This window comes from Streptomyces asoensis, from assembly GCF_016860545.1.
In the GTDB taxonomy this organism is placed as follows: Bacteria; Actinomycetota; Actinomycetes; order Streptomycetales; family Streptomycetaceae; genus Streptomyces; species Streptomyces asoensis.
In genome coordinates this window covers 94,201-117,590 of record NZ_BNEB01000003.1, presented here as the reverse complement: position 1 = coordinate 117,590, position 23,390 = coordinate 94,201, and the positions used below count along the sequence as shown (strand labels likewise).

Genomic DNA, 23,390 nt, shown 5'->3' with positions numbered 1-23,390 from the left:
GGGCCCGCGCAGGCGCGGGCCGCGCGCCGCCTCTGCGGCGCGGCCTGCCTCCTGTCTTCGCCCCGGCTGGCCGCGCCCGGCGGCGCGCTACGTGCAGCGGGCAGAACTAGGGGAGTCACCCGCAGGTTAAGGACATGCCTCCGGCGGGGGCGCTCAGGCTCCAGGATGGCGGGGGCGCCGTTCGCGAGCGCCGTCCGATTGGTGGCGAGCGCGGGGAGCTCCCATCCCGTCCCCCGTCGACCCAGGCAGAGCCGAGCAGACGCGGCCCAGGGCGTCCAGGTCGTTCGTACAGTGGTGCGCTCCACCTGGACGCCCTGAACCACGCCCGCTCCACGGTGTGTGGGCCGACGGCAGACGGGATGGGAGCTGGTGAGGATGGTGGGGTGAGGAGGGAAGTCGAGCTCTTCGTGAAATCTGGCTGCTCACAGGGCCGGAAGCTCCTATCCTCGGTGCATGCCGTGGCACGAGAGAAACTCCTTCGTTGACTGTCCCTGGTGCGGACTTACCAATACGCGCCTGATAACTGTCGCAGCGCAGCAGGAAGTCAAAGACAAGCTCGGGAATGCCAAGTACTGGGCAACCCTCGGGTGCCCGTCGTGCGGTAATGCCGTTCTGATGCGTCACCCGTCGCCTAAGAGCGCTGACACCGTTGCCTACGAGATGGTGCCTCGGTCTAAGATGACGGATAGTCAGGTCAAGCATCTGCCCGAGGACGTTTCGCGCTACTACGATGACGCCCTGCGTGTGCTCCGGGTCGGGGTCCCAGACGCAGCAGCTGTACAGCTGCGCAGGACACTGGAAGCAGCCGCAGCTCACTACGACATCAAGGAAAAGGTGCTCGTCAAGAGCATTGAGAAGTTGATCGCCGAGGGCCACGTGACGCAGTCTTTCGCCCCGGTCCTGCATCACATCCGCGCCGTTGGCAATGTGGGGGCCCACGCAAGCGACGAGCGGGTGGATCACGAAACTGCCGAGAGAGCACTCAGGTTCACTACTCAGCTGCTGCGGAACCTGTTCGAGGTGCCCGGTGAACTCCAGGAGCTGTCTGCAGACGAGCCAAACGAGCCGGAACAGAGCGCGTGACGATCTGAGGATCTCAAGAACGCACGCCGGCCAGGTTGTCAAGCAAGCGTCGAGGAGCTGACACCAACAGCCGCGAACGCGGTCGGATTCCGGCGTACTCAAGCGGCCGACGTCGAGCCGATTCCCCGGTGAGGCGCAGGGTGCGGAAGGTGCCGTAATTGACCTGATAAAGATGAGGCTGGCCCGTAGAACCTGCGTATGGTCCGGGCCAGCCTCAACCGAAGGACCCCCGATCACACAGGTGCCCCAAGCTGATGGCGCACCCGGCTGAGGAGACCGGGCCCTCTATGCGCAGTCGATCCCGATTCTGTAGCGGTCAGCTGTCCTCGGGGCTGTCGCTAACGCCGTCGGAGTTCGCTTCGGGCGTGGTGCCGGTGACGCGGTCGTGTGCCTTCCCTGCGGCGACCATCACGAGCGCCACCATTCCGCTTAGCTCCAGGAACTTGCCGAGGATGCCGTCCGCGGTCTCGCTGGAAAATGTCACCGTCATCAAGGACGTCATGATGACGGCGCCGACGTACAGAGCAAACTGCTGGCGGCTCACCTCGACCGGGAGGTACTCGATGGCTTCCGAGGCGGTGAAGTCACGGACGGTGCCCTCCAGCTCGGCCACCAGTTCCTCGGGGACGTCGTCCTCGGGCATGGCCCGGTAAGCGTCTTCCACTGCGGCTGCGGCGGTCGTGAGCTGAGCCTGACTGAGGGTACGGAGCCCCTCCACCGTGCTCATCAGCTGGGATAGGCCGGTGGCACCGCCGGTCAGGTTGAGGGTGGCCTGCATCTGTCGCTGGGCTTCAGCGAACGAGAGCAGGGTCCTGGACAGGCCGGTCGTGTCGAGGTTGGCCTGCATTCGACGCTGGGCTTCAGCGACTGAGAGCAGGGTCCTGGACAGGCCGGTCGTGTCGAGGTTGGCCTGCATTCGACGCTGGGCTTCAGCGACTGAGAGCAGGGTCCTGGACAGGCCGGTCGTGTCGAGGCCGGCCAGCATCTGTCGCTGGGCTTCAGCGAACGACAGCAGGGCCCTGGACAGGCCGGCCAGGGCCGGGGAGTCGACGCGAAGGAGTTGCAGCGACGTCTCGGGCATCTCGGGTGTGCTCGCCATGGCGGTCACCCTGCCACAGTGCGGTGGGCCGGGATGTGGGGTCTGCAATTCGCGAGCGGTAAGACGGCAGAGTGTGCTCGCTGCCTTTGGGCAGGGCCCCGGCAGGAGCACGCTCACTCGTCGGCTCCAGCCACGGCGGCCGGGACGCTCTATTCATCGTGCTCGCTCAGCATCCGCATGACGGTTGCGGGGGAGTCAGCCCACCTGGCCCGGCTCGAACGGGCTGGCCCCCTCCACAACGGGCCGGTGCTGCGGGTCTACAGCGCGCCGACCGACGCAGGCAGACTGATCGTAGGACAGCCGTCAGCACTCCCGCACCGGTGTTTCCCGCACCGCAAGGGCAGCGAGGGTGAGTGTGTACCTGCGTGACAACGCCGACGAACATCAACGGACGACCGCGAACGTCTGCGGACCGTCAGCGCAGGTGAGCGCTGCACCAGTCCCCGGCAAAGCCCTCACCAAAGTTGCTTCGGGACGAAGAGGTCATCACTCAAGGTCTTACCGCAACGCTTCCGCCGGCGGGGCTTGCGCTGGTCGCCGGGATTGCAGCGTGGCTGAGGCCAGTGGGGGTGCGGCGAGGCATACGCGCGCCTGGTCGGTCGGCAGGCCCGCCGTCGTGGCTGGCTGTCGTCGGCTGAGGTTCAGGAGACCCACGTCCAAGGCACCCGCCGTCGGTCGGCCAGCCGGACTCGATGATCAATCCTGGGCCGTCTCTGGGCCGTCCGAGGATCGCCGAAGCCACTCGTCGGCGACCGACAGTGACAGACCTGCCGCAGGTGTCTACGACGAAACCCCAGGTCAGACGCCCCTCGCTATTCGAGTTACCACCCAGGGGTGGCGGTCAGGCAAGATGGGGTGTATCTGCCCACTGCCAGATTTCAAGCTGCCGGACGGTTTCTCTTGGCTGAGTACATCTACACCATGCGCAAGACGCGCAAGGCACACGGCGACAAGGTCATCCTTGACGACGTAACGCTGAGCTTCCTGCCCGGCGCGAAGATCGGTGTGGTCGGGCCCAACGGTGCCGGTAAGTCCACCGTTCTGAAGATCATGGCGGGGCTCGAGCAGCCCTCGAACGGTGACGCCTTCCTCTCACCCGGGTACAGCGTCGGGATGCTGCTCCAGGAGCCGCCGCTCGACGAGTCCAAGACCGTTCTGGAGAACGTGCAGGACGGCGCAGCCGAGATCATGGGCAAGCTCAAGCGCTTCAACGAGGTCGCCGAGCTGATGGCGACCGACTACTCCGACGCGCTGCTCGACGAGATGGGCAAGCTCCAGGAGGACCTCGACCACGCCAACGCGTGGGACCTGGACACCCAGCTGGAGCAGGCCATGGACGCCCTGGGCTGCCCGCCCGGCGACTGGCCCGTCACCAACCTCTCCGGTGGTGAGCGCCGCCGCGTCGCACTGTGCAAGCTGCTGCTGGAGGCCCCCGACCTGCTGCTCCTCGACGAGCCCACCAACCACCTGGACGCCGAGTCCGTGCAGTGGCTGGAGCAGCACCTCGCGAAGTACCCCGGCACCGTCGTCGCCGTCACCCACGACCGGTACTTCCTCGACAACGTCGCCGAGTGGATCCTCGAGCTCGACCGCGGCCGCGCGCACCCCTACGAGGGCAACTACTCCACCTACCTCGACACCAAGGCCAGCCGCCTCAAGGTCGAGGGCCAGAAGGACGCCAAGCGTGCCAAGCGTCTGAAGGAGGAGCTGGAGTGGGTGCGGTCGAACGCCAAGGGGCGTCAGGCCAAGTCCAAGGCGCGTCTGGCCCGCTACGAGGAGATGGCGGCCGAGGCCGACAAGATGCGGAAGCTGGACTTCGAGGAGATCCAGATCCCGCCGGGCCCGCGTCTGGGTTCCATCGTCGTCGAGGTCAGCAACCTCTCCAAGGCCTTCGGCGAGAAGGTGCTGATCGACGACCTCAGCTTCACGCTGCCGCGCAACGGCATCGTCGGCATCATCGGCCCGAACGGCGCGGGCAAGACCACGCTGTTCAAGATGATCCAGGGGCTGGAGGAGCCGGACTCCGGGTCGATCAAGGTCGGCGAGACCGTCAAGATCTCGTACGTCGACCAGAGCCGCGAGAACATCGACCCGAAGAAGTCGCTGTGGGCCGTGGTCTCCGACGAGCTCGACTACATCAACGTCGGGCAGGTGGAGATGCCGTCCCGCGCGTACGTCTCCGCGTTCGGCTTCAAGGGCCCGGACCAGCAGAAGCCGGCCGGTGTGCTCTCCGGCGGTGAGCGCAACCGTCTGAACCTCGCGCTCACCCTCAAGCAGGGCGGCAACCTGCTCCTCCTCGACGAGCCGACGAACGACCTCGACGTCGAGACGCTGTCCTCCCTCGAGAACGCGCTGCTGGAGTTCCCGGGTGCGGCCGTGGTCGTCTCCCACGACCGGTGGTTCCTCGACCGGGTGGCCACGCACATCCTCGCCTACGAGGGCGACTCCAAGTGGTTCTGGTTCGAGGGCAACTTCGAGTCGTACGAGAAGAACAAGATCGAGCGGCTGGGTGCGGACGCCGCGCGTCCGCACCGCGCCACCTACAAGAAGCTGACCCGGGGCTGATCGATCTTGCGGCACATCTACCGCTGCCCGCTGCGCTGGGCGGACATGGACGCGTACGGCCACGTCAACAACGTGGTCTTCCTCCGCTACCTGGAGGAAGCCCGTATCGACTTCCTGTTCCGCCCGGACAAGGATTTCCAGCAGGGGTCCGTGGTGGCGCGCCACGAGATCGACTACAAGCGGCAGCTCGTCCACCGGCACTCGCCGGTCGACATCGAGCTGTGGGTCACGCAGATAAAGGCCGCGTCCTTCACGATCTGCTACGAGGTGAAGGACGGGGACGTCGTGTACGTCCGCGCCTCCACCGTCATCGTGCCGTTCGACTTCGAGGCGCAGCGGCCGCGCCGGATCACCGCCGAGGAACGTGAGTTCCTCGAGGAGTACGGGGACGACCGGGGCGACGCGAAGGACGCCGGCAAGGAGGCCGTCGCCGCATGACGGTGCTCCACCTCGCCGACGAGGGGGAGGCGGCGGACGTCGCGGCCTTCCTCTCCCGGCTGCTCCACTACGACCGGGGTGCGGCCGTGCGGCTCCAGGCGGCCGGCACGGCGCTCGCCGTGTTCGGCAGGCCGCCCTCCTTCGAGGTGCTCGCGATCCGCGCGGTCCGGCTGGCCAAGCCGTACGAGGACGGCCTCGACGTCACGCTGGACGTGACCGTGTCCGCGGGCGAGTTGCTGGAGTCCGTCGACGAGAACGCGGCGACGGCGGCCGTTCCCGCGGCCGTCACGGGGCCGCCGTGGGCCGGCGTGCTGCCGCCCCGCGGTGGATGGCAGCCCCGCCCCGGGCTGCCCGGCGCGCAGGAACTGCGGGCGATGGTCGGGGCGGCGGTCGGTGAATTCCGTTCCCGCACCGAGGAGTTGACGCCCGAGCTGCGGACGCGGGCCGAACTGGACCGGATCGGCCGGGAGATCTGGTCCCGGACGGTCGGCGACAGCGGCCTTCCCGTGCGCGCCGTGCACGCGGCGCAGTCCCTCGGGTTCCTGCGGCCTTCGACGCGTTCGGAGGACCTGGGCCTGCTCGCGCTCGGCGCCTGGCTGCGGCTGCGCACACCGTACGGGTCCGTCGCCGTACGGCAGTCGGGGCGGCTGGGGATGCTCGACGTCAGCGTCCGCTGACGGGCTCCGCCCGGGCCCCGAGCCTCGGCCTCCGAGCCCCGGTCCCCGGGCCCGCACACCGACGCCGACGCATCCGCCCTCGCCCCAGGCCGTGCGCGCTCACTCCGGGGTCGGGGTGTTCACCATCGACGCCGCCGCGTACGTCAGGTAGTTCCACAGAGTGTGTTCGTGTTCCTCGGACAGGCCGAGTTCGTCGACCGCGACCCGCATGTGCCTCAGCCAGGCGTCGTGCGCGGCGCGGTCCACGGCGAAGGGCGCGTGCCGCATGCGCAGCCGCGGGTGGCCGCGGTTCTCGCTGTACGTCGTCGGACCGCCCCAGTACTGCATGAGGAACAGCGCGAAACGCTCCTCGGCCGGACCGAGGTCCTCCTCGGGGTACATGGCCCGCAGCACGGGGTCCCCGGCGACTCCCTCGTAGAAACGGTGCACCAGCCGGCGGAAGGTCTCCTCCCCGCCGACCTGCTCGTAGAAGGTCTGCTCCTGAAGCGTGCCGCGCCGAATCTCTTTCACGTCTCCCATGGTCTCAGACCGGGGGACGGAGGACTCCAGGCCTAGGACCACCCCGTCGCCCGCCGCCGGATGCTCGCTTCCCCGGGCCGCGCGCCGCACAGTGGAGTCATGAGCGCGGACGCACGCGACAACGAGGCGGACGGTCCTGAGGCGTCGGCACGGGCCGGGCTGCTGCGCGAGATCGAGGCGAGCGGAGCCTTCGCCGCCGATCCGCGCTGGCGGGACGCCTTCGCCGCGGTCCCGCGCCACCTCTTCGTGCCCTACTACTACGTCGGCGGGGCGGGCGGCTACGAGCGGCGCTGGGGCGAGAGCCCCGATCCGCGCACCCGCGAACGGTGGATGCGGGGCGCGTACGAGGACACCCCGCTGGCCACCCGGCTGCGGGACGGCGTGCTGCTCTCGTCCAGCAGCCAGCCCTCGCTGATGGCGCTGATGCTGGCCGAACTGCGGGTCGAGGACGGCGCCCGGGTCCTGGAGATCGGCGCGGGCACCGGTTACAACGCGGCACTGCTGTCGTACCGGCTCGGCGAGGGGAACGTCACCACCGTCGACCTGGACCCGGAGATCACCGAGTCCGCGCGCCGGCACCTGGAGGAGGCCGGGTACCGGCCGGCCGTGGTCACCGGCGACGGGGCGCGGGGCGTTCCCGAACGCGCCCCCTTCGACCGGATCATCGTGACCTGCACCCTGACGACGGTCCCGCGCGCCTGGCTCGCCCAGTGCGCCCCCGGGGCCCTGATCCTGGCGCCGCTGGCCACCGGGCTGATCGCGCTGACCGTGCGGGACGCCTCCCACGCCGAGGGCCGGTTCCTCGAGACGGCGGCCTACTTCGTGCCGTTGCGCGGGTCGGGACGGTCCGAGCCGGAGGAGGTGGTGCTCGCCGGGGTGCCGCGCCGGGCCCGCGACAACGACCGGTTCCGTTTCCTGCTGGCCCTGACCCGGGGCACCCTCGACCCCCAGGAGGCGGCCTCCCTGTGGGAACGCGAGGGCATGCCGGGGAGGGAGCGGTACGGCATCACGCTCGACGCCGGGCACGCGTGGGCGTGGCTCGACGAACCGGAGGGGCCGTACGCGTGGCCCCTGCCGGAAGCGGCGGGCTGACCCGGCCGCGGACGGACCCGGCGTGCCGGACGGACCCGGTGCGGAGGACGGACCCGGCGCCGCGGCCCGGCCCGAGATGTCGGGCCGGCCGGATGCGCCGGGTCCTGGTGCCGCCGGGGTCTAGCCGCGGCGGATGGTGATCGTCGTCCAGGCGCCGACGTGCACCTGGTCGCCGTCCTGGAGCGGGACCGGGACGAACGGCTGGATCGGTTCTTCCGAGCCGTTGACCGTGGTGCCGTTGGTCGAGTTCTGGTCGACGACCGCCCAGGTGCCGTCGGGCTGCTGGACCAGTACCGCGTGCTGGTGCGAGACGCCCGGGTCCTCCGGCGGCACCGACAGGTCCAGGTCCGGCGTCTCGCCGGTGGAGTGGCGGCGGCGGCCGATGGTGAACTGGTTGCCGGTGAGCGTGCGCTGCTGCTCGGGCGAGTAGGCGGGCAGGTTGAGGCCCGCGGCCTCGGGGCCCGAACGGTGCATCATCGCCATGAAGTACGCGCGGTCGGGGCCGATGGTCACCGTCCAGGCGGCCGCCTGCTGCGGGAACCCGGAGCCGGGCGGGGCCTGGCCCGCGCCGGGCTGCGGGTAGCCGTAGCCTCCGCCGCCCTGGGCCGGACCGGATCCGCCGGGACCGCCGGGCGCGCCCGGGCCGGGGCCGGTGTTCGACGGCGGGGAGATCACCCAGTCGTCGTCGCCGAAGGGCTGCCCACCGGGCTGCGGGCGGCCCGTCTCCTGCGGGTAGCCGGGCGGGGCCGTGGTGCCGGACGCCTGGAAGGCCTGGGGACCGCCGGGGCCGCCCTGGGCCCGGGGGTCGCCCTGGCCGCCGAAGCCACCCTGGCCGGGTATGCCGGGGCCGGACGTCGGGTGGGGGCCGGTCGGAGGCGGCGCGGGGCGTGACGGGTCGCCGCCGAAGGCGGACGGGCCGCCGGGACCGGAGCCGGGCGGGCCCGGGGGACGGCCGGGTCCGCCGAAGGGGTCGCCGCTCCGGCCGGGGGGTTCACGCCGGAACGGGTCGCCGCCGGGACCGGAGGGCTCACGTCCGAAGGGGTCGGAGGCCTGTCCGCTCTGCTCGCGACGGTAGGGGTCCGTGGGCGGGCCCGACGGCTCGCGGCCGAAGGGATCGCCGGAGGGACCGGGCGGACGGCCACCGGGGCCGCCGGGTCCGCCGAAGGGGTCGCCGCCCTGGCCGGAGGGTTCACGCCGGAAGGGGTCGCCGCCGGGACCGGTGGGCTCACGCCGGAAGGCGTCGCCGCCCTGGCCCGACGGGTCACGCCCGAAGGCGCCCGCGGGCGGTCCTCCGGCCGTGTTCCCCGGACCTCCGGGACCTCCCGGGCCACCGGGCCTGCCCTGGCCACCGGGTCCACCGGGTCCGCCCTGGCCACCGGGCCTGCCCGGTCCGCCGGGACCGGCCGGGCCGGACGGCTCGCCGCCGAACGGCGGGATCGGTTCGGCGGGCCGGTTCACCTGGGACGGACGGGAGCTCTGGTAGTCGAAGGAGTCGCCGCCGTAGGTCGGGGGCGGCGGCTGGTAGCGCCCGCCCGGACCGCCCTGGCCGGGTCCACCGGGACCGCCGGGACCGCCGGGTCCACCGGGACCCGGGCCCGAGGGGCGCGGCGCGGCCGGGGTGTACGAGGTGGCCGTGTTGGTGAGGAAGTTCCACCGGCACTCCTCGCAGAACGGCGCGCCGCCCTCACGGGGCGTACGGCACTGCGGGCAGAGCTCGGGTTCGTGGTCCGGTACGGACGACAGGTGCCGTCCACCGGGCCGGCCGCCCTGGTCCTGGCCGGGCGGGGGCGGGAAGCCGTAGCCACCGCCGGGCGGGGGCGGCGGCGGAGGGGGCGGGGGTACGGCACCGGCCATGCGGTGACCGCAGACCTCGCACCAGTCGTCGGAACCCGACTGGTGTCCGTTCGGGCAGGTCGGCATGTCGGCGCGTCCCCCTCTCTCCTTCGGTGTGCCTGAAGCGGGTCCAGGTCACTTCTTTACACGAACAGTCTTTGTGGACCGGGTCTCGAGCGTCATCTCGTCGGCGTCCGTGACCTTCGCCTTCAGTCGCACAGTACCTGTCGTGGCATCGACCACGTCCACCACCTTCGCAAGCAGTTTCGCAGTATCACCGTTGCCCGAGGCGCTGGCGAGCTGGACGGCACGGCCCAGCTTGGCCGTCGCTCCGTCCATATCGCCCGCTTTGCGAAGGTCGAGGCCCTGTTGGATGACCTGTGCCAGTTCGGCCTGGCCCGTGTAGTGCGCGACCTGGGGGTTGATCGACGTGGAGGCGGCCATGTCGTCGGTCCAGACGGCCTTCACGAGACCCTGGGCGCCGAGCTGGTGCACGGTCCCGTCGGGCTGCGGGATGACCAGCGAGACCCGGGCGGCGAGCATTTCCTGGCCGACGTTCGCGGCCGGGACCTCGACGCACACGTGGTAGTCGCGGGACTCGTCGCCCCAGGAACCGGTGGGGTAGTCGCCCGCGCGCGGGCCCGCCTCGGTGCGGCGGCCGGTCAGCTCCTCGACCGTCGGCGCGACCTGCTTGACGAACCTGATGGCGGTGCCGACCGGGGTCCACAGCCGCAGCGCGACGTCCGCGACCTCCTTCCCCATCGCCGTCTCCATCATCTGCGTGAAGTCGGCGGCGAGACCGGCCGGGTCGGCGACGATGTCGGCGGTGCCGAGCAGGGCGGAGGCGATCCCTGTGACTTCTTTCACTTCCCAGTCGGTGCCCACGCCACGGGCGTCACAGGTGAAACGTCCGGCGCAGTCGTCGAGGGCGGCCCTGAGGTCCTGCGGCGTCTCGTGCTCGTTGCGGCCGTCGGTCAGCAGGATGCCGTGCCGGATCGCGACGTCCGCGGTCGACAGCAGCCGGTCGGCCAGCCGCAGCCAGGTGCCGATCGCCGTGCCGCCGCCCGCACTCAGCCGGCGCAGGGCCTGCTTGGCCTGCTCGCGGGTGGTCGCGTCGGCGACCGCGAGCCGGCCCCCGCCCGGGTAGACCTCCTTGGCGACGTGCGTGCCGCCGATCACCGAGAAGTGCACACCGTCGCGCAGGGTGTCGATGGCGGCGGCGGTGGCGTCGCGGGCGTTGCGCATCTTGGTCGGCGGATAGTCCATGGAGCCGGAACAGTCCACCATGATCGCGACGGCGGCGGACGGGCCCTGGCTCGGCGAGTAGAGGTGGGGCGCGGCTGCCGCGCTGCCCACCGTGCCGCCGCCGGTGGCGGTGACCGTGACGATCGCGTTGACCTCGCGGCCGCCTTCCGGCAGGTACTCGTTCTGGTAGACGTCCACCGAGAACTGCGGCACGTTCGACTTCGAGAAATTGGCCATGCCTGCTTCGATCCCCCTTGGAAACGCCGCCCGTTCGCAGGGCGGTGTCTGGCTACGGGCCGGTCCCCACCGGCCCGTACGCGTCTTTCGCGTGCTTCCCCGTACTGCTGGTGCTTCCCCGTGCTGCGTGGTGCTGCGGGTGGTGCCGTTGCGGCCGGTGGTGCCGGTGATTTCCGGTTTGCGGCCTCAGGCCGATCCTGCCCCTTCCGCGGGGGCGGGGAACGGCACGACGGCCACTGTTACGTTGTCGTGGCCCCCGCCGTCGAGGGCGTGGCCGACGAGGACGCGGGCGCTGTGCAGCGGCCGGGCGCAGGCGTCCTGCGGGAGGACCTCGGCCATCTCCTCGGCCGCCTCCGCGTAGTTCCACAGGCCGTCCGTGCACACCACCACCACGCCGGGCCGGTCCGGCTTGAAGGAAGCGGTGTGCGGCTCCAGTTCGTAGGCGTCGGCGCCGAGCCAGCCGGTGATCGCGTGGGCGCGCTCGTCGGCGTAGGCCTCCGCCTCGTTCATCAGGCCCGCGGCGACCATCTGCGCGGCCCACGAGTCGTCCTCGGTGAGCCTGGCCGGTGACGAACTGCGGTCCGCCGGGACCCAGTAGGCGCGGCTGTCGCCGACCCAGCCGACGACGAGCAGCCCGGCGGTGACGACCGATCCGACGAGGGTGCAGGCCGGGGCGTTCTGGTGCGGGGCGTGCTCACGGGCCGTGGCCGGCTCGTCCGCCAGCGCGTTGACCGCGTGGGAGGCGGCGACGATGGCTTCGTGCATGGCCTGCTGGGGGTGCGTGCCCTGCGGCAGGGCGGCGAGGAGGGTCTCGCGGGCCGCCGTGGACGCGGCGAGGGAGGCGTCGTCGGGGCGGGTCGCCGAGGACACGCCGTCGCAGACGATGGCGACGAGGGCGGGGGAGCCGTCGGGGAGGGCGGCGCGGCCGAGGCCGAAGGCGTCCTCGTTGCGGTGGTGGCGCAGACCGCGGTCGCTGACGGCGGCCATGGGGCCCGACTCCAGCTCCATGTGGTCGCGTTCCCGGGGCTGGGCGTGCCCGCAGTTCTCGCAGTACCCGTCGTCGTCGACCCGGCCGGCGCGGCACGCCACGCACACCTTGGTGGTGCCGGCCACCGCGGCGGCTTCGGCGGCCACCCGCGGGTCGGGCGCCTGGAGGGCGTACTCGTCGGGCTCCGCGGGCCGGTCGAACCGGACACCGGACGCACCGGACACGGCGGGTGTGCCGGACGCGCCCGGGGTCGCGGCGACCGCGTGCGCGGCAGGACCCTCGGACGGGCCGCTCGCCGCGACCGGGGCCGCCGGGGCACCCGGCGGAGTCGCCTGCGGTGGCGGCACCGCAGCGCCGCCCGCGCCGAAACCGCCGTTCGCACCGCCGCCACCCGTGCCGCTCACCGTCGGACCGGCCGCCGCTGCCGACGCCGGAGCCTGCGCCGCGGGCGCGGGAACCGGTGGCGCGGGGGCTTGCGGTGCGGGGGCCGGTGGGGGTGAGCCGTTCATCGTGAGGGTCGGGTGGTCGTCCGGGCGTGCCGGTACGGCGGACAGGTCGTGTCCGCACGCACCGCAGAAACGGTCACCCGCGTCGAGCGGCTCCGCACAGCTCGGACACGTCGGCAGGGCGGCCTGCCGGGGCATCTGCGACATCAACTACACCCACGTCCGGGGGCGGTAACGATTGGCACGTTCCACCAGGTCGATCCTTTCCTCGCCGCCCGTCGCCAGCCGGGCCAGCGTGCGGTACGAGCGCTCCAGGCCGAAGCGCAGCCCCCGCTCGTCCAGTTCGTTGCCGAGCAGCGCCCGGGCGGCCGGGCCCTCGCCCCGGCCTCCGGAGAGTATCCAGTCCAGGGCACAGCCGAGGACCTCCGCGGACAACTGCTCGCGCCGCGTCGGATCCAGACCGTACGCGTCCAGCGCCTCGACCTGGACCGCGGCGGCGGTGAGGTCCTCCAGGAAGGGTACGTCGGAGGCGAGCGCCGTCCGCTGCCGGAGGCGGGCGCGCACCGCGGCGACCCGGGCCGCCGTGTAGTGGATGGAGGACTCCGGCACCGACTCCAGCGTCGTCACGGCGCCCTTGCGGTCCCCGGCGGCGAGCTGGACGCGGGCCAGCCCGAACGCGGAGCTGACGTAGCTGGGGTCCGTCGACCACACCAGGCGGTAGTACTCGGCGGCGTTGTCCAGCTGGCCCAGCACCTCCGCGCACAGACCGAGCGCCAGCTTGGGCGCGGGTTCGCCCGGGAAGGCGTCGTAGATCGCGTCGAAGGCGAGCGCGGCGCCCTCGTGGTCGCCGGTGACCAGCGAGGCCACGCCCCGGTACCAGACGACCCGCCAGTCGTCGGGCCGTTCGTCCTCCAGGATCCCCAGGGCCATGAGGGCGGCCTGGTGGTCGCCGTTCTCCAGCCAGGCGCGGATCTGCCGCAGCCGGGTCTCGACCGACGGCGCCGGAGCGGCCGCGAGAGCGGTGATCAGCTCGCCCGGCGCGGACGTCAGCAGACCGGCCAGGAAGCCCGCGTTGGGGTCGGAGGCGTCGACGTGCGGCACGGGCAGCGCGAGCGCGGCGGCGGGCGCGGGGACGGTCCTGACCAGTCCGGGGGCGACGGCGCGCACGGCGACGGTGCTTCCGGTGCCGGCCGGTGCGCCGCCGGGGCCAGGCACCGGGGCGCCGCCGGTGAAGGCCGCGCCGCCGGGCGGGGCCGCGGCCGCTCCGGCGAACGCGGGAGCCACACCGGGCAGGGCGGGCGGGGCGGCGGACGCCGTCCCCCGGCCCGGGCCGCCGTTGCGGCGCGACGACTTGACGGCGACCCGCGCGCCGAGCCGGGACACCTCGCCGTCCAGCTTCGGGAACAGCTCCGTGTCCGTGACCTTGACCTCGGGCCCGAACAGGGTCGACAGCGCGGGTCTGGCCCGGCCGCTCTGGAGGGAAACGACCTCGCGCAGCACGCCCGTGAGCTGCTCCGCCATCTCCTGCGCGGAGGCGAACCTGCGGGCCGGGTCCGGGTCGGTGGCGCGGACCAGCAGCCGGTAGAACGACTCGTACCGGCGGAAGACGTCGATGTTGTCGGGGTCGGGCAGGGAGTCCGCGAAGACGGTCGTGTAGCCCTGGAAGTCGAAGGTCAGGACGGCGAGGGTACGGCCCACCGTGTACAGGTCGGACGCGACCGACGGGCCGACCTCCGCCACCTCCGGGCCCTGGTAGCCGACCGTGCCGTAGATGGCCGACTCGTCGTCGTCCATCCGCCGGACCGCGCCCATGTCGATCAGCTTGAGCTGGTCCTCGGTCTGGATGGCGTTGTCGACCTTGAAGTCGCAGTACAGCAGGTTGCGGCTGTGCAGATGGCCGAGCGCCTCGAGCGCCTCGATGCCGTAGGCGCAGGCCTGCTCGACGGGGAGCGGGTCGCGCTTGCCCTGCGGGGTGCGGCGGTCGTTGGCGATCTCCTTCAGCGACTTGCCGCCGACGTACTCCATGACGATGTAGCCGTCGAGCGAGCCGGTGCGCTGGTCGAGGTGTTCGACGAAGTTGTAGATCCGCACGATGTTGGCGTGCTCGATCTCGGCGAGGAAGCGCCGTTCGGAGATGGCCGCGGCCATCGCGTCCTGGTCGCCCGTGTCCAGCAGGCCCTTGAGGACGACCCACCGGTCCGACACCGCGCGGTCGACCGCGAGGTAGACCCAGCCGAGCCCGCCGTGCGCCAGACAGCCCACGACCTCGTACTGGCCGTGCACGACGTCGCCGGCCTTCAGCTTCGGCACGAAGGAGTACGGGTGGCCGCACTTGGTGCAGAAGCCCTCCGTGCGCCCCTCCCGTTCGCCGCGCGAACGGCCCACCGGGGCACCGCAGTCGGAGCGCGAGCAGAACCGCTTGCGCTCCGGCACCTCCGGGTTCTCCTGCACCATCGCGCGCGGGTCGGGCCTCGGCACCTGCGGCACCGTGACCAGTCCGGCGCCGAGCCGGGCCCGCCCCGAGGAGCCGGCGGTCGAGCCGGAGCTGCGCACCGACACCGAGCGGCCCGTGGTCCGGCCCGACAGCGACCGCGACAGCCGCCCGGACACCGAGCGCCGCGACTTCGACGACTGCGACGACGTACGGGTGCTGGGGGCGCTGCGCCCGCTGGAACGCGAACCGGCGCTGCCCGCCGAGCCCTTGCCGCCCCCGGTCACCCCGGTCGGCAGTGAGCCGACCAGGCCCTGCCCGGAGGGGGTGCCCCCGGACGAGACGACCGGGGCCAGACCGCACGTGTCGCAGTACAGCTCGCCGCCGCCCACGTCCTCGTACGACCCTTCGCAGCCCGGCCGCTGACACGACTGCCCTGCCTGACTCATGGCTACTGCTCCCCCCTACGGTCCTGAGGTCCGCCCTGCTCCGGCACGCGCGGTGCCGTGAGGAGTTCGGCGGCCGCCTGCTGGTAGCGCAGGACGGCCTGTTCGGCGACGCGCAGATCGCAGGGCGCGCTCCACAGCATGCGGCGCGCCGCGTCGTAGCGCTCGATGAGGAACGGGTCCTCGGCGAGCCCGTGCCGGGCGACCTTCGCCCGGTACGCGTCGATGCGCCCGCGCAGCTCCGCGCGGACCGCCAGCGGCTGGGTGACCGCGGTCAGCGACTCGCGGGCGCGCAGCAGTTCGTCCTCCGCCTTCTGCTCCAGGGACTCCAGGAGCGGGGACAGGCGGTGCCACTGCGCCTGTCTGCGGTACTCGGAGGCCGTCGCCAGCTGTTCCTGGAGCACGGTCGGCGGCCCGCTGACCACCGGCACCTCCGTGGCGGCGATCTTCGCCAGCACCTCGCCGCGCGCGGTGCGCGCCTCGGCGAGCGTCCGGTCGGCGCGGCTGAGCACGTCCCGCAGCCTGACCAGCCGCTGCTCCGCGTCCTGGCGGACGGTCAGGACGGCGTCGATCTCGCGGCGCACGTCCTCCAGGGCGCGCGCCTCGCGGTCGTAGACGGTGGTGTCCGGACGGCCGCCGCCCGGCGCCGAACTGCCCTGCGCGCGCACCCAGAAGGCCAGTGGGTCCGACACCACCTGCTCGCGCAGCGAGGTCAGCGTCCGGGTGATGCGTTCCAGGTCGTCGCCGGCCGGGTGCTCGCCCGGGCGCACGCCGACCGAGTGCGCGAGCGCGCGGGTGCGCTGGAGCTCCGCGGCCAGTAAATCTATCCGGGCGGGCAGCGCCGACCACACCGCGTCGGCGGTCACGACCATGTCGAGCGACGACGCGTAGAGCTCGTTCATCCGGTCGACGAGGCCGGTGAGGGAGAAGCTGTGGCTGAGCCGGCCGGTGCCGTGCAGTGCCGGGTCGGTGGCCGGCCCGGCGCCCGCCGCGCCGGCCACCGACCCGGCCACCGTGACCGATTCGCCGCGCAGCAGTTCCGTCAGTTCCACCAGGTCCTCGCGGCTGGACCAGCGGCGGCGCGAGCGGATGTCCCGGGCGCCGCGCAGCGCGTCGGTGTAGGCGTCGAAGTACGCCCAGAGCAGGGTGATCGACACCTCGGCGCAGGCCCAGCGTTCCTTGGTGACGCCCGTGAGTTCGGCGCCTTCGAGGAGTCTGCGGCCCGCGTGGTCCTGGAGGGCGAGGAGGGAGGTCTCGATCGCCTCGTGCTCCGCGCCGAGCCGCGCCAGCGCACGGTCGACCTCGTCCCGGTCCATCACCGGCCCGGGGGGTCCCGTGACGCCCATCGATCACCTCTCGCTGCTGTGTCGGTTGCTCGCTCTGCGGCGGTCCGCCCCGCCGCCTTGCCCGCCGGCCCGTCAGCCGGTGGTGAGGTACTGCGGCGCGGGCGGCCTCGACGTCGTCGCGTCGCTGCCCAGTGTCGCCGAAAGCCACTTGTCGTACGACGCCTGCCAGCCGTTCGCGCGGTACTGCACCAGGATCTGGTTGACCCGGCGCACCAGGTCCGTCGCGTCCTTCTTCATCGCCACGCCGTAGTACTCGGTGGTGAAGGCGGCGCCCTTCAGCTCGACCGTGGGGTCCTGGGCGGCCTGGCTGGCCGCGAGCGCGCCGTCGGTGACCACCGCGTCGACCTCGCCGAGCTGCAACCGGACCAGGCAGTCGAGCTGGTTGGGCACGGGCGCGGCGATGACGACGCTGGAGGCGATCCGGCCGGCGTCCTTGTCCTCGACCAGCTTGCCGTTGGCCGTCGAACCGGTGGCCGTGCAGACCTTCTTGCGGGCCAGCGTGTCGTTGTAGCCCGTGATCGGCGAGGACTTGGGGGCGAGAACCTGCTGGCCCGTCTTGAAGTAGGGCGCGGAGAACGCGACGTCGTCGAGCCGGGCGCAGGAGATCGTCATGGTGCGGACGACCATGTCGACCCGGCCCTCCTGGACGGCCGGGATGCGCTGGTTGGTCGGGATGGCCTTGAACTGGACCGCGTCCGGGTCGCCGAGGATGTCCTGGGCTATCCGGTGCACCAGGTCGATGTCGAAGCCCTCCAGCTCCGCGCCCGTGTTGTTGGGGTCGCGGTAGCCCCAGCGGTAGCTGTTCTGGTCGACACCGACGATCAGCTTGCGCTTCTCGCCCTGCCGGGCCTTGATGGCGGCGATCGTCGGGCCGTCCGCGGTCGACGGCGCCGGTGTCCGCTTCTCCGGGTCCTTGCACGCGGCGTCGGCCGCCGGGGTGCCGTCGGCGACGCCCTGCCCGGCCCGGCCCGTGGCGCCGTCGCCGGGCGAGCGGGTCGTCCACGGCAGCAGCAGGACGAAGGACAGCGCGAGGGCGCACAGCGCCGCCATCGCGCCCACTCCGCCCCAGCCCTTCAGGCCGGACCGCACCCGTCGCACACGCATCGTCGCGCCCCCTTCCACCGGTACGCCGCCTTCCGCCGCTCCGTCCCCGCCCGCCGATCCGTTCCTGCCCGGTGTCCCGCCCGGATGCACCGGTGCGCGCCCGTTCACCGGCCCGCGCCCGTTCACCGGTACTCCGACAGCCGGCGGCCGATGCCGAGGACCGCGCCCGCGGCGCCCAGGACGGCGAGCACGGCGGCGCCGATCGGCAGACCCGTCATCGCGTCCAGGCCGTCCCCGGCGGCCCGGCGGAACTCGCCCTGCTCGTGCGTCAGCGCGTTCGCGAGGTTCCTGTCGACGCCGTCGAAGCACGCGCCGGTCGCTTCCTTGCCGCCGATCACCAGGGCGAGCGCCTGTTCGTAGTTGCCGTTGTCGTCCTGGGCGCGGGCCGCGGTGTGGCGCTTCTTCCACTCCACCATGTTGCTCTCGGCCGTCGTGACCGGCTTCTCGCCCGCCTCGTCGTGGGCGAGTTCCGCCGCGAGGGTGAGGCCCTTGCCGAGGGTGGTGATCTCGGTGGTGAAGTCGTGGTCGAACTTGTCGAGGGTCACCGGCTCGCCGTCGGCCGTCACCTTGACGGTCTCGGCGCCGCGCGCCACGAGCGTCAGGTTCTCGTTGCCGCGGGCCTTGAGGGAAGCGATCCGGGCGTCGTGCAGGACGTTCAGCGAGCGGACGCCGTGGTCGTAGGAGTCGTCGAGGCCGGCCCGCGCCACGCTGTGGCCGATCACCAGCCAGAGCAGGACGACGGTGGTGGTCGCCGTCGCGGCCACCAGGCCGTGGTTCAGGACGCGGTTGGTGCGGCGGTAGTTGCGGTGCTGCGCCCAGGCGAGGCCGGCCAGCGCGAGGACGCCCAGCGCGATCGCCGCCCACGGGTAGGGGGTGGCGTCGCCGTAGTCGTCCTGGAGGCGCTGGTTCTCCTTCTTGTAGAGGTCCTCCGCCGCCGGGAGCATGTCCTTCTGCATCTTCTCGTTCGCGTACCGCAGATACGCGCCGCCGACGGGGAAGCCCTGCCGGTTGTACGTACGCGCGCGCTCCACCAGGCCCTTGTACTCGGGCAGCAGCTTGTTCAGCTTGGTGATGGAGGCGGTGGAGGGCGAGTCGGGATCGGCGTTGTTGGCCGCGGTGACCAGCTTGGCGGCCGCCGTGTCGATGTCCTCCTCGTAGCGCTGCCGGGACTGCGCGGTCTCCTGACCGCCCGCCAGGAAGCCGCTGGAGGCGGTCGTGTTGGCGTCGGCCAGCGAGCGGTAGATGTCGGCCGCGGCCGAGCTGAGCGGCTGGCTCTTGTGCAGCACGTCGTCGGCGGCGGCCGCGCGGTCGGTGGTCTGCCAGGCCGTCACGGACCCGAAGGCGAGGACGAGGAGGGCGAGGAGGGCCCCGATGATGCGGAGCCGGCCCGGTTCCGTGGTCGCCGCCGCGCGCACCGTGTCGACGCCCTCGGCGAACGCCGTACGGCGGGTCGGCGGCGGTACCGGCGTCGGCGTGGGCGCCGGTACGGTGGTGCTCGTTGCCGGGTCTGCCACGTTCTTTGACCTCCCCCATGGTCAGCTGCCGCCGCCAGTATCGCTGGCGGGACCGGTCCTGCGCACCGGCCTTCACTCGATCTTGATCAGATCGCAGTCACCCCTGTCCATGAATACGCGTCGGGTGGGTGTTCGGTTCCTTCGCGGGGGCGCGCGTCGTGTCGGGGGCGCGCGCGTCGCGGCGGGCACGCGCCGGTGCGCGGGACCGTACGGCGATACGGTCCCGCGCGCCCCGGAAGCGGTCACTCGCCCGCGTCGAAACGGTCCCTCACCCTGCGCTGCGCCCCGGCGTCCGCGCCCAGCCGGTCCAGGCCCAGCAGCGCCGCTCCGAGCACCGGCCGCTCCCGTACGACCCTCGCCACCGCCTTCGGGGCCCGCGCGGCCAGCAGTTCCCGCACCCGGTCGTCCAGTTGCCCGTGGCCCGCGGTCAGGACCCCGCCTCCCAGCAGGACCGGGGTCTCCTCCTCCAGCAGGTCGAGGCGGGTCAGCGCCACCGTCGCCATCGACACGACCTCCTGCGCCAGCCGGTCGACGATCGTGCGCGCCACGGCGTCCCCGTCCCGCGCCGTCCGGAAGAGGACCGGGGTCAGTTCGTGGCGGCGGGCCGGGGGGATGCGCTCCAGGTGCAGGGACTCGATCAGGGCGTACATGGACGTCAGTCCGAAGTGGGACGGGAGGGTCCGCGTGAGTGCCGTCGGCCCTCCCCGGCCGTCCTCGGCCCGCGCCGCGTGCCACATCGCCTCCTCGGCCAGGCCCCAGCCGCCGCCCCAGTCGCCGGAGAGCCGGCCGAGGGCCGGGAAGCGGGCGGTACGGCCGTCGGGGAGCATCCCGACGCAGTTGATGCCGGCGCCGCAGACCACGGCCACCCCGCGGGGGGCGGCGACGCCCGCCCGCAGGATGGCGAACGTGTCGTTGCGGACGTCGACCGAGGCGCCCCACGCGCGGGCGCGCAGGGCCGCGGCCAGCCGCTCCTCCTCCACCGGCAGGTCGGCGTTGGCCAGACAGGCCGAGACGTGCCGCACCGAGGAGACGCCCGCCGCCGTGTACGCGCGCGTGACGGTGTCGGCGAGGGCGTCCACCGCCGCGGTCACGCCCACCGCGGGCGGCCGGAAGCCGTCGCCGCGGGCGGTGGCGAGGACCTCCCCGTCGGCCGCCACGACCGCGACGTCGGTCTTGCTGTTGCCCGCGTCGATGGCGAGAACGCTTGCCGTCAGGCCCACGCGAGGTGCTCCCGGTTGTGTGAGATCAGTCGGTCGGTCAGCTGCTCGGCGTACTCGTACTGCGCGATCAGGGGGTGGGCGAGGAGGGCCCTGAGGACGTTGTCGCGGCCTCCGTGCAGCGCCGCCCGCAGCGCCAGGTCCTCGTACGCCGTCACGTTCGCCATCAGGCCCGCGTACAGCGGGTCGACGGGAGCCACCGGCAGGGGCGAGGGGCCCTTGGGGCCCACCGCCGCCTGGACCTCGATCACCGCGTCGTCCGGCAGGAAGGGCAGCGTGCCGTTGTTGAGCGTGTTCACCACCTGGTAGGGGCTGCCCGAGCCGGTCAGCAGCGCCGCCGCCAGGTCCACCGCCGCCTCCGAGTAGAAGGCGCCGCCGCGCTTGGCCAGCAGCTCCGGCTTCTCGTCCAGGGCCGGATCGGCGTACAGCGACAGCAGCTGCCGTTCCATCGCGGCCACCTCCGCCGCCCTCGACGGCTTCGTGCGCAGTTCCCGGACGACCTCGTCGTGCGCGTAGTAGTAGCGCAGGTAGTAGGAGGGAATCGTGCCCAGCCGCTCCAGGAGTACGCGCGGCAGCCGCAGGTCGGCGGCGATCGCGTCGGCGTGGGCGGACAGCAGGCCCGGCAGCACGTCGTCGCCCTCGGGGCCGTGCAGGCGCACCCCGGTCTCCCAGGTGAGGTGGTTGAGGCCCACGTGGTCCAGGTGGACCTCGGCCGGTGCGACGTCGAGCAGGGCGGCGAACTTGCGCTGGAGGCCGATCGCCACGTTGCACAGACCGACCGCCCGGTGGTCGGCGCGCAGCAGGGCGCGGGTCACGATGCCGACCGGGTTGGTGAAGTCGATGATCCAGGCGTGCGGGTTGGTCCGGCGGACCCGTTCGGCGATGTCCAGCACGACGGGCACCGTGCGCAGCGCCTTCGCGAGGCCGCCCGCGCCCGTCGTCTCCTGTCCGACGCAGCCGCAGTCCAGGGGCCAGGTCTCGTCCTGCTCGCGCGCGGCCTGTCCGCCGACCCGCAGTTGCAGCAGCACGGCTTCCGCGCCCTCGACGGCCGCGTCGAGGTCGGAGGTCGTCACGATCCGGCCCGGGTGGCCCTGCCGGGCGAAGATGCGCCGGGCGAGGCCGCCGACGAGTTCCAGACGGTCGGCCGCCGGGTCGACGAGGACCAGTTCCTCCACGGGGAGGGTGTCGCGCAGGCGGGCGAAGCCGTCGACGAGTTCCGGTGTGTAGGTCGAGCCGCCGCCGACCACGGTGAGTTTCATGGCTTGTTAACCCTTTACTCCGGTGAGGGTGACACCTTCGACGAACGCCTTCTGGGCGAAGAAGAACACGAGGATCACGGGGGCCATGACCAGCACGGTGGCCGCCATGGTGAGGTTCCAGTCGGTGTGGTGCGCGCCCTTGAAGGACTCCAGGGCGTAGGAGAGGGTCCACGCGTCGGGGTTCTCCGAGGCGTAGATCTGCGGTCCGAAGTAGTCGTTCCAGGCGGCGAAGAACTGGAACAGCGCGACGGCGGCGATACCGGGCCTGGCCATCGGCAGCACGACCCTGAGCAGGGTGCGCAGGTCGCCGCAGCCGTCCACCTTGGCCGCGTCCAGGTACTCGTTCGGGATGGTCACCAGGAACTGGCGGAGCAGGAAGATCGAGAACGCGTCGCCGAACGCCAGCGGGACGATCATCGGCCACAGGGTGCCCGACAGGTCCAGCTGCTTCGCCCAGAACAGGTACATCGGGATGACGACCACCTGCGGCGGCAGCATCATCATCGAGATCACCAGCATGAGGGCCAGGTTCCGGCCCCGGAAGCGGAACTTGGCCAGCGCGTACGCCACGGGCACGGAGGAGACGACGGTGAGGACCGTGCCGAGTCCCGCGTAGATCAGCGTGTTGCGCCACCAGGTGAGGAAGCCCGGGGTGTCGAAGACCTTCCGGTAGTTGGCCCACTCCCAGGTGTGCGGGACCAGGTCCCGGCTGAGCGCCTGTGAGTCGCTCATCAGCGAGGTCAGCAGGACGAACACGAACGGCAGGGTGAAGAAGAGGGCGGCGGCCACGCCGAGGGAGTGGACCGCGATCCATTCCAGCAGGGCCTTGCGGCGCGCGGTGCGCGCGGCCGGCGAGGACTCCCGCGCCAACTCCGCGGGACGCTCGAGTACTTGGGTCATGGGGATCAGTCACCTGCCTGGATGAGCCCGCCCCGGCGCCGCATGAGGAGCGCGGTGAACGCCATCGACAGGGCGAACAGGACCAGGGCGACGACACAGGCGGAGCCGTAGTCGAAGCGCTGGAAGCCGAGGTTGTAGACGAGCTGGGGGAGCGTGAGCGTGGAGTGCTCGGGGTAGCCGGGCTCGAACATGGTGCCCGCGCCCTGGATGACGCCGGAGGCGACCTTTCCGGCGACCAGGGGCTGGGTGTAGCACTGCATCGCCGCGATCACGCCGGTGACGACCGCGAACATGATGATCGGCGAGATGGTGGGGAGGGTGACGAACCGGAACCGCTGCCACGCCGAGGCGCCGTCCAGCTCGGCCGCCTCGTACTGCTCCTTCGGTACGTCGAGCAGCGCGGCCATGAAGATCACCATCAGGTCGCCCACGCCCCACAGGAACATCAGGGTGAGGGCGGGCTTGGACCAGTCCGGGTCGTTGAACCAGCCGGGCGCCGGGATGCCGGCCTTCTCCAGGATCGAGTTGACCGGGCCCGTACCGGGGTTGAGGAGGAAGGCGAAGGCCATGGTGGCGGCCACCGGCGGGGCGAGGTAGGGCAGGTAGAAGAGGGTGCGGAAGACGCCCGTCCCCGTCTTGATCTTGGTGATGAGCATGCCGATCCCGAGCCCGAACAGCACGCGCAGGGTCACCATGATCACGACCAGCCACAGGGTGTTGCGCAGCGCAGGCCAGAAGAACGGGTAGTGCTCGAAGACGTACGTCCAGTTCTTCGTGCCGCTCCACGTCGGCGGCCTGAAGCCGTCGTAGTGCATGAACGAGAAGTAGACCGTCGAGATCATCGGGTACGCGAAGAAGACCGCGAAGCCGATCAGCCAGGGGGAGAGGAAGGCGAGGGTACGCAGGGCCGAGCGCCGGTGCTTCGCCTTCAGGGTGTGGGTGGCGGCCATC

19 protein-coding genes are annotated in these 23,390 nt (G+C 72.0%); 6 read left to right on the top strand and 13 right to left on the bottom strand.

From position 1 onward, the window contains the following. Window positions 1-453: 453 nt before the first annotated feature. A complete protein-coding gene (locus Saso_RS13120; protein WP_189917839.1) occupies window positions 454-1,083 on the top strand; it encodes a DUF4145 domain-containing protein in 630 nt (209 codons plus the stop codon). Window positions 1,084-1,399: 316 nt separating this feature from the next. On the opposite strand, the gene Saso_RS13115 is transcribed toward Saso_RS13120, so the two are convergent. Then, a complete protein-coding gene (locus Saso_RS13115) occupies window positions 1,400-2,182 on the bottom strand; it encodes a hypothetical protein (RefSeq protein ID WP_189917838.1) in 783 nt (260 codons plus the stop codon). Window positions 2,183-3,082: 900 nt separating this feature from the next. Here Saso_RS13115 and ettA point away from each other — a divergent pair. Genes ettA through Saso_RS13100 form a run of 3 tightly spaced genes read left to right on the top strand, consistent with a single transcriptional unit; the run spans window position 3,083 to window position 5,862 of the window. Next, window positions 3,083-4,747 carry an energy-dependent translational throttle protein EttA gene (ettA, locus tag Saso_RS13110; RefSeq protein ID WP_189917837.1) on the top strand — a complete coding sequence of 555 codons (1,665 nt, stop codon included), beginning with the start codon at window positions 3,083-3,085 and terminating at the stop codon, window positions 4,745-4,747. 6 nt (window positions 4,748-4,753) lie between these two features. Further along, window positions 4,754-5,185 carry an acyl-CoA thioesterase gene (locus Saso_RS13105; RefSeq protein WP_189917836.1) on the top strand — a complete coding sequence of 144 codons (432 nt, stop codon included), beginning with the start codon at window positions 4,754-4,756 and terminating at the stop codon, window positions 5,183-5,185. After that, entirely contained in the window at window positions 5,182-5,862 is a 681-nt protein-coding gene (locus Saso_RS13100) for a hypothetical protein (RefSeq protein ID WP_189917835.1), read from the top strand. The genes Saso_RS13105 and Saso_RS13100 overlap by 4 nt, the downstream gene beginning before the upstream one ends. A gap of 99 nt (window positions 5,863-5,961) precedes the next feature. On the opposite strand, the gene Saso_RS13095 is transcribed toward Saso_RS13100, so the two are convergent. After that, window positions 5,962-6,381 (bottom strand): globin, encoded by a 420-nt coding sequence (locus Saso_RS13095; protein WP_189917834.1) that lies wholly within the window; start codon window positions 6,379-6,381, stop codon window positions 5,962-5,964. Between the two features lie 99 nt (window positions 6,382-6,480). Here Saso_RS13095 and Saso_RS13090 point away from each other — a divergent pair, with 99 nt between their 5' ends. After that, complete coding sequence (locus Saso_RS13090) at window positions 6,481-7,473, top strand: methyltransferase domain-containing protein (protein ID WP_189917833.1); 993 nt, start codon at window positions 6,481-6,483, stop codon at window positions 7,471-7,473. 120 nt (window positions 7,474-7,593) lie between these two features. On the opposite strand, the gene Saso_RS13085 is transcribed toward Saso_RS13090, so the two are convergent. The 4 genes from Saso_RS13085 to Saso_RS13070 all read right to left on the bottom strand — a co-directional run bounded on the left by Saso_RS13085 (window position 7,594) and on the right by Saso_RS13070 (window position 14,700). Then, window positions 7,594-9,393 (bottom strand): FHA domain-containing protein, encoded by a 1,800-nt coding sequence (locus Saso_RS13085; protein ID WP_189917832.1) that lies wholly within the window; start codon window positions 9,391-9,393, stop codon window positions 7,594-7,596. Window positions 9,394-9,441: 48 nt separating this feature from the next. After that, window positions 9,442-10,788 (bottom strand): vWA domain-containing protein, encoded by a 1,347-nt coding sequence (locus Saso_RS13080; protein ID WP_189917830.1) that lies wholly within the window; start codon window positions 10,786-10,788, stop codon window positions 9,442-9,444. Window positions 10,789-10,974: 186 nt separating this feature from the next. Further along, complete coding sequence (locus Saso_RS13075) at window positions 10,975-12,429, bottom strand: PP2C family serine/threonine-protein phosphatase (RefSeq protein WP_189917828.1); 1,455 nt, start codon at window positions 12,427-12,429, stop codon at window positions 10,975-10,977. Window positions 12,430-12,432: 3 nt separating this feature from the next. Further along, window positions 12,433-14,700 carry a serine/threonine-protein kinase gene (locus Saso_RS13070; RefSeq protein WP_434090809.1) on the bottom strand — a complete coding sequence of 756 codons (2,268 nt, stop codon included), beginning with the start codon at window positions 14,698-14,700 and terminating at the stop codon, window positions 12,433-12,435. A gap of 10 nt (window positions 14,701-14,710) precedes the next feature. Between Saso_RS13070 and Saso_RS39240 the strand changes: the two genes are divergently transcribed. Next, the gene (locus tag Saso_RS39240; RefSeq protein ID WP_434090810.1) at window positions 14,711-15,079 is read left to right on the top strand and encodes a hypothetical protein; all 369 of its coding nucleotides are present in this window, start codon (window positions 14,711-14,713) and stop codon (window positions 15,077-15,079) included. A 25-nt stretch (window positions 15,080-15,104) separates the two neighbouring features. Here Saso_RS39240 and Saso_RS13065 read toward each other — a convergent pair whose 3' ends face one another. The 7 genes from Saso_RS13065 to Saso_RS13035 form a co-directional block, all read right to left on the bottom strand. Continuing rightward, window positions 15,105-16,445, bottom strand: a complete 1,341-nt coding sequence (locus tag Saso_RS13065) for a coiled-coil domain-containing protein (RefSeq protein ID WP_189917824.1) — start codon at window positions 16,443-16,445, stop codon at window positions 15,105-15,107. A gap of 72 nt (window positions 16,446-16,517) precedes the next feature. Beyond that, window positions 16,518-17,549 (bottom strand): glutamate ABC transporter substrate-binding protein, encoded by a 1,032-nt coding sequence (locus Saso_RS13060; RefSeq protein WP_189917822.1) that lies wholly within the window; start codon window positions 17,547-17,549, stop codon window positions 16,518-16,520. A 122-nt stretch (window positions 17,550-17,671) separates the two neighbouring features. Next, window positions 17,672-19,063: a hypothetical protein gene (locus tag Saso_RS13055; RefSeq protein ID WP_189917820.1), complete on the bottom strand. Its 1,392-nt coding sequence runs from the start codon at window positions 19,061-19,063 to the stop codon at window positions 17,672-17,674. Window positions 19,064-19,305: 242 nt separating this feature from the next. After that, window positions 19,306-20,283, bottom strand: coding sequence for an N-acetylglucosamine kinase (locus Saso_RS13050; RefSeq protein ID WP_189917818.1), 978 nt, complete (start codon window positions 20,281-20,283; stop codon window positions 19,306-19,308). Then, the gene (locus Saso_RS13045) at window positions 20,274-21,539 is read right to left on the bottom strand and encodes a 6-phospho-beta-glucosidase (protein ID WP_189917816.1); all 1,266 of its coding nucleotides are present in this window, start codon (window positions 21,537-21,539) and stop codon (window positions 20,274-20,276) included. The genes Saso_RS13050 and Saso_RS13045 overlap by 10 nt, the downstream gene beginning before the upstream one ends. 6 nt (window positions 21,540-21,545) lie before the next feature. Continuing rightward, a complete protein-coding gene (locus Saso_RS13040; protein ID WP_189917814.1) occupies window positions 21,546-22,439 on the bottom strand; it encodes a carbohydrate ABC transporter permease in 894 nt (297 codons plus the stop codon). Window positions 22,440-22,444: 5 nt separating this feature from the next. Further along, on the bottom strand, window positions 22,445-23,389 hold the full coding sequence (locus Saso_RS13035; protein ID WP_189917812.1) for a carbohydrate ABC transporter permease: 945 nt from the start codon (window positions 23,387-23,389) through the stop codon (window positions 22,445-22,447). Window position 23,390 lies beyond the last annotated feature (1 nt).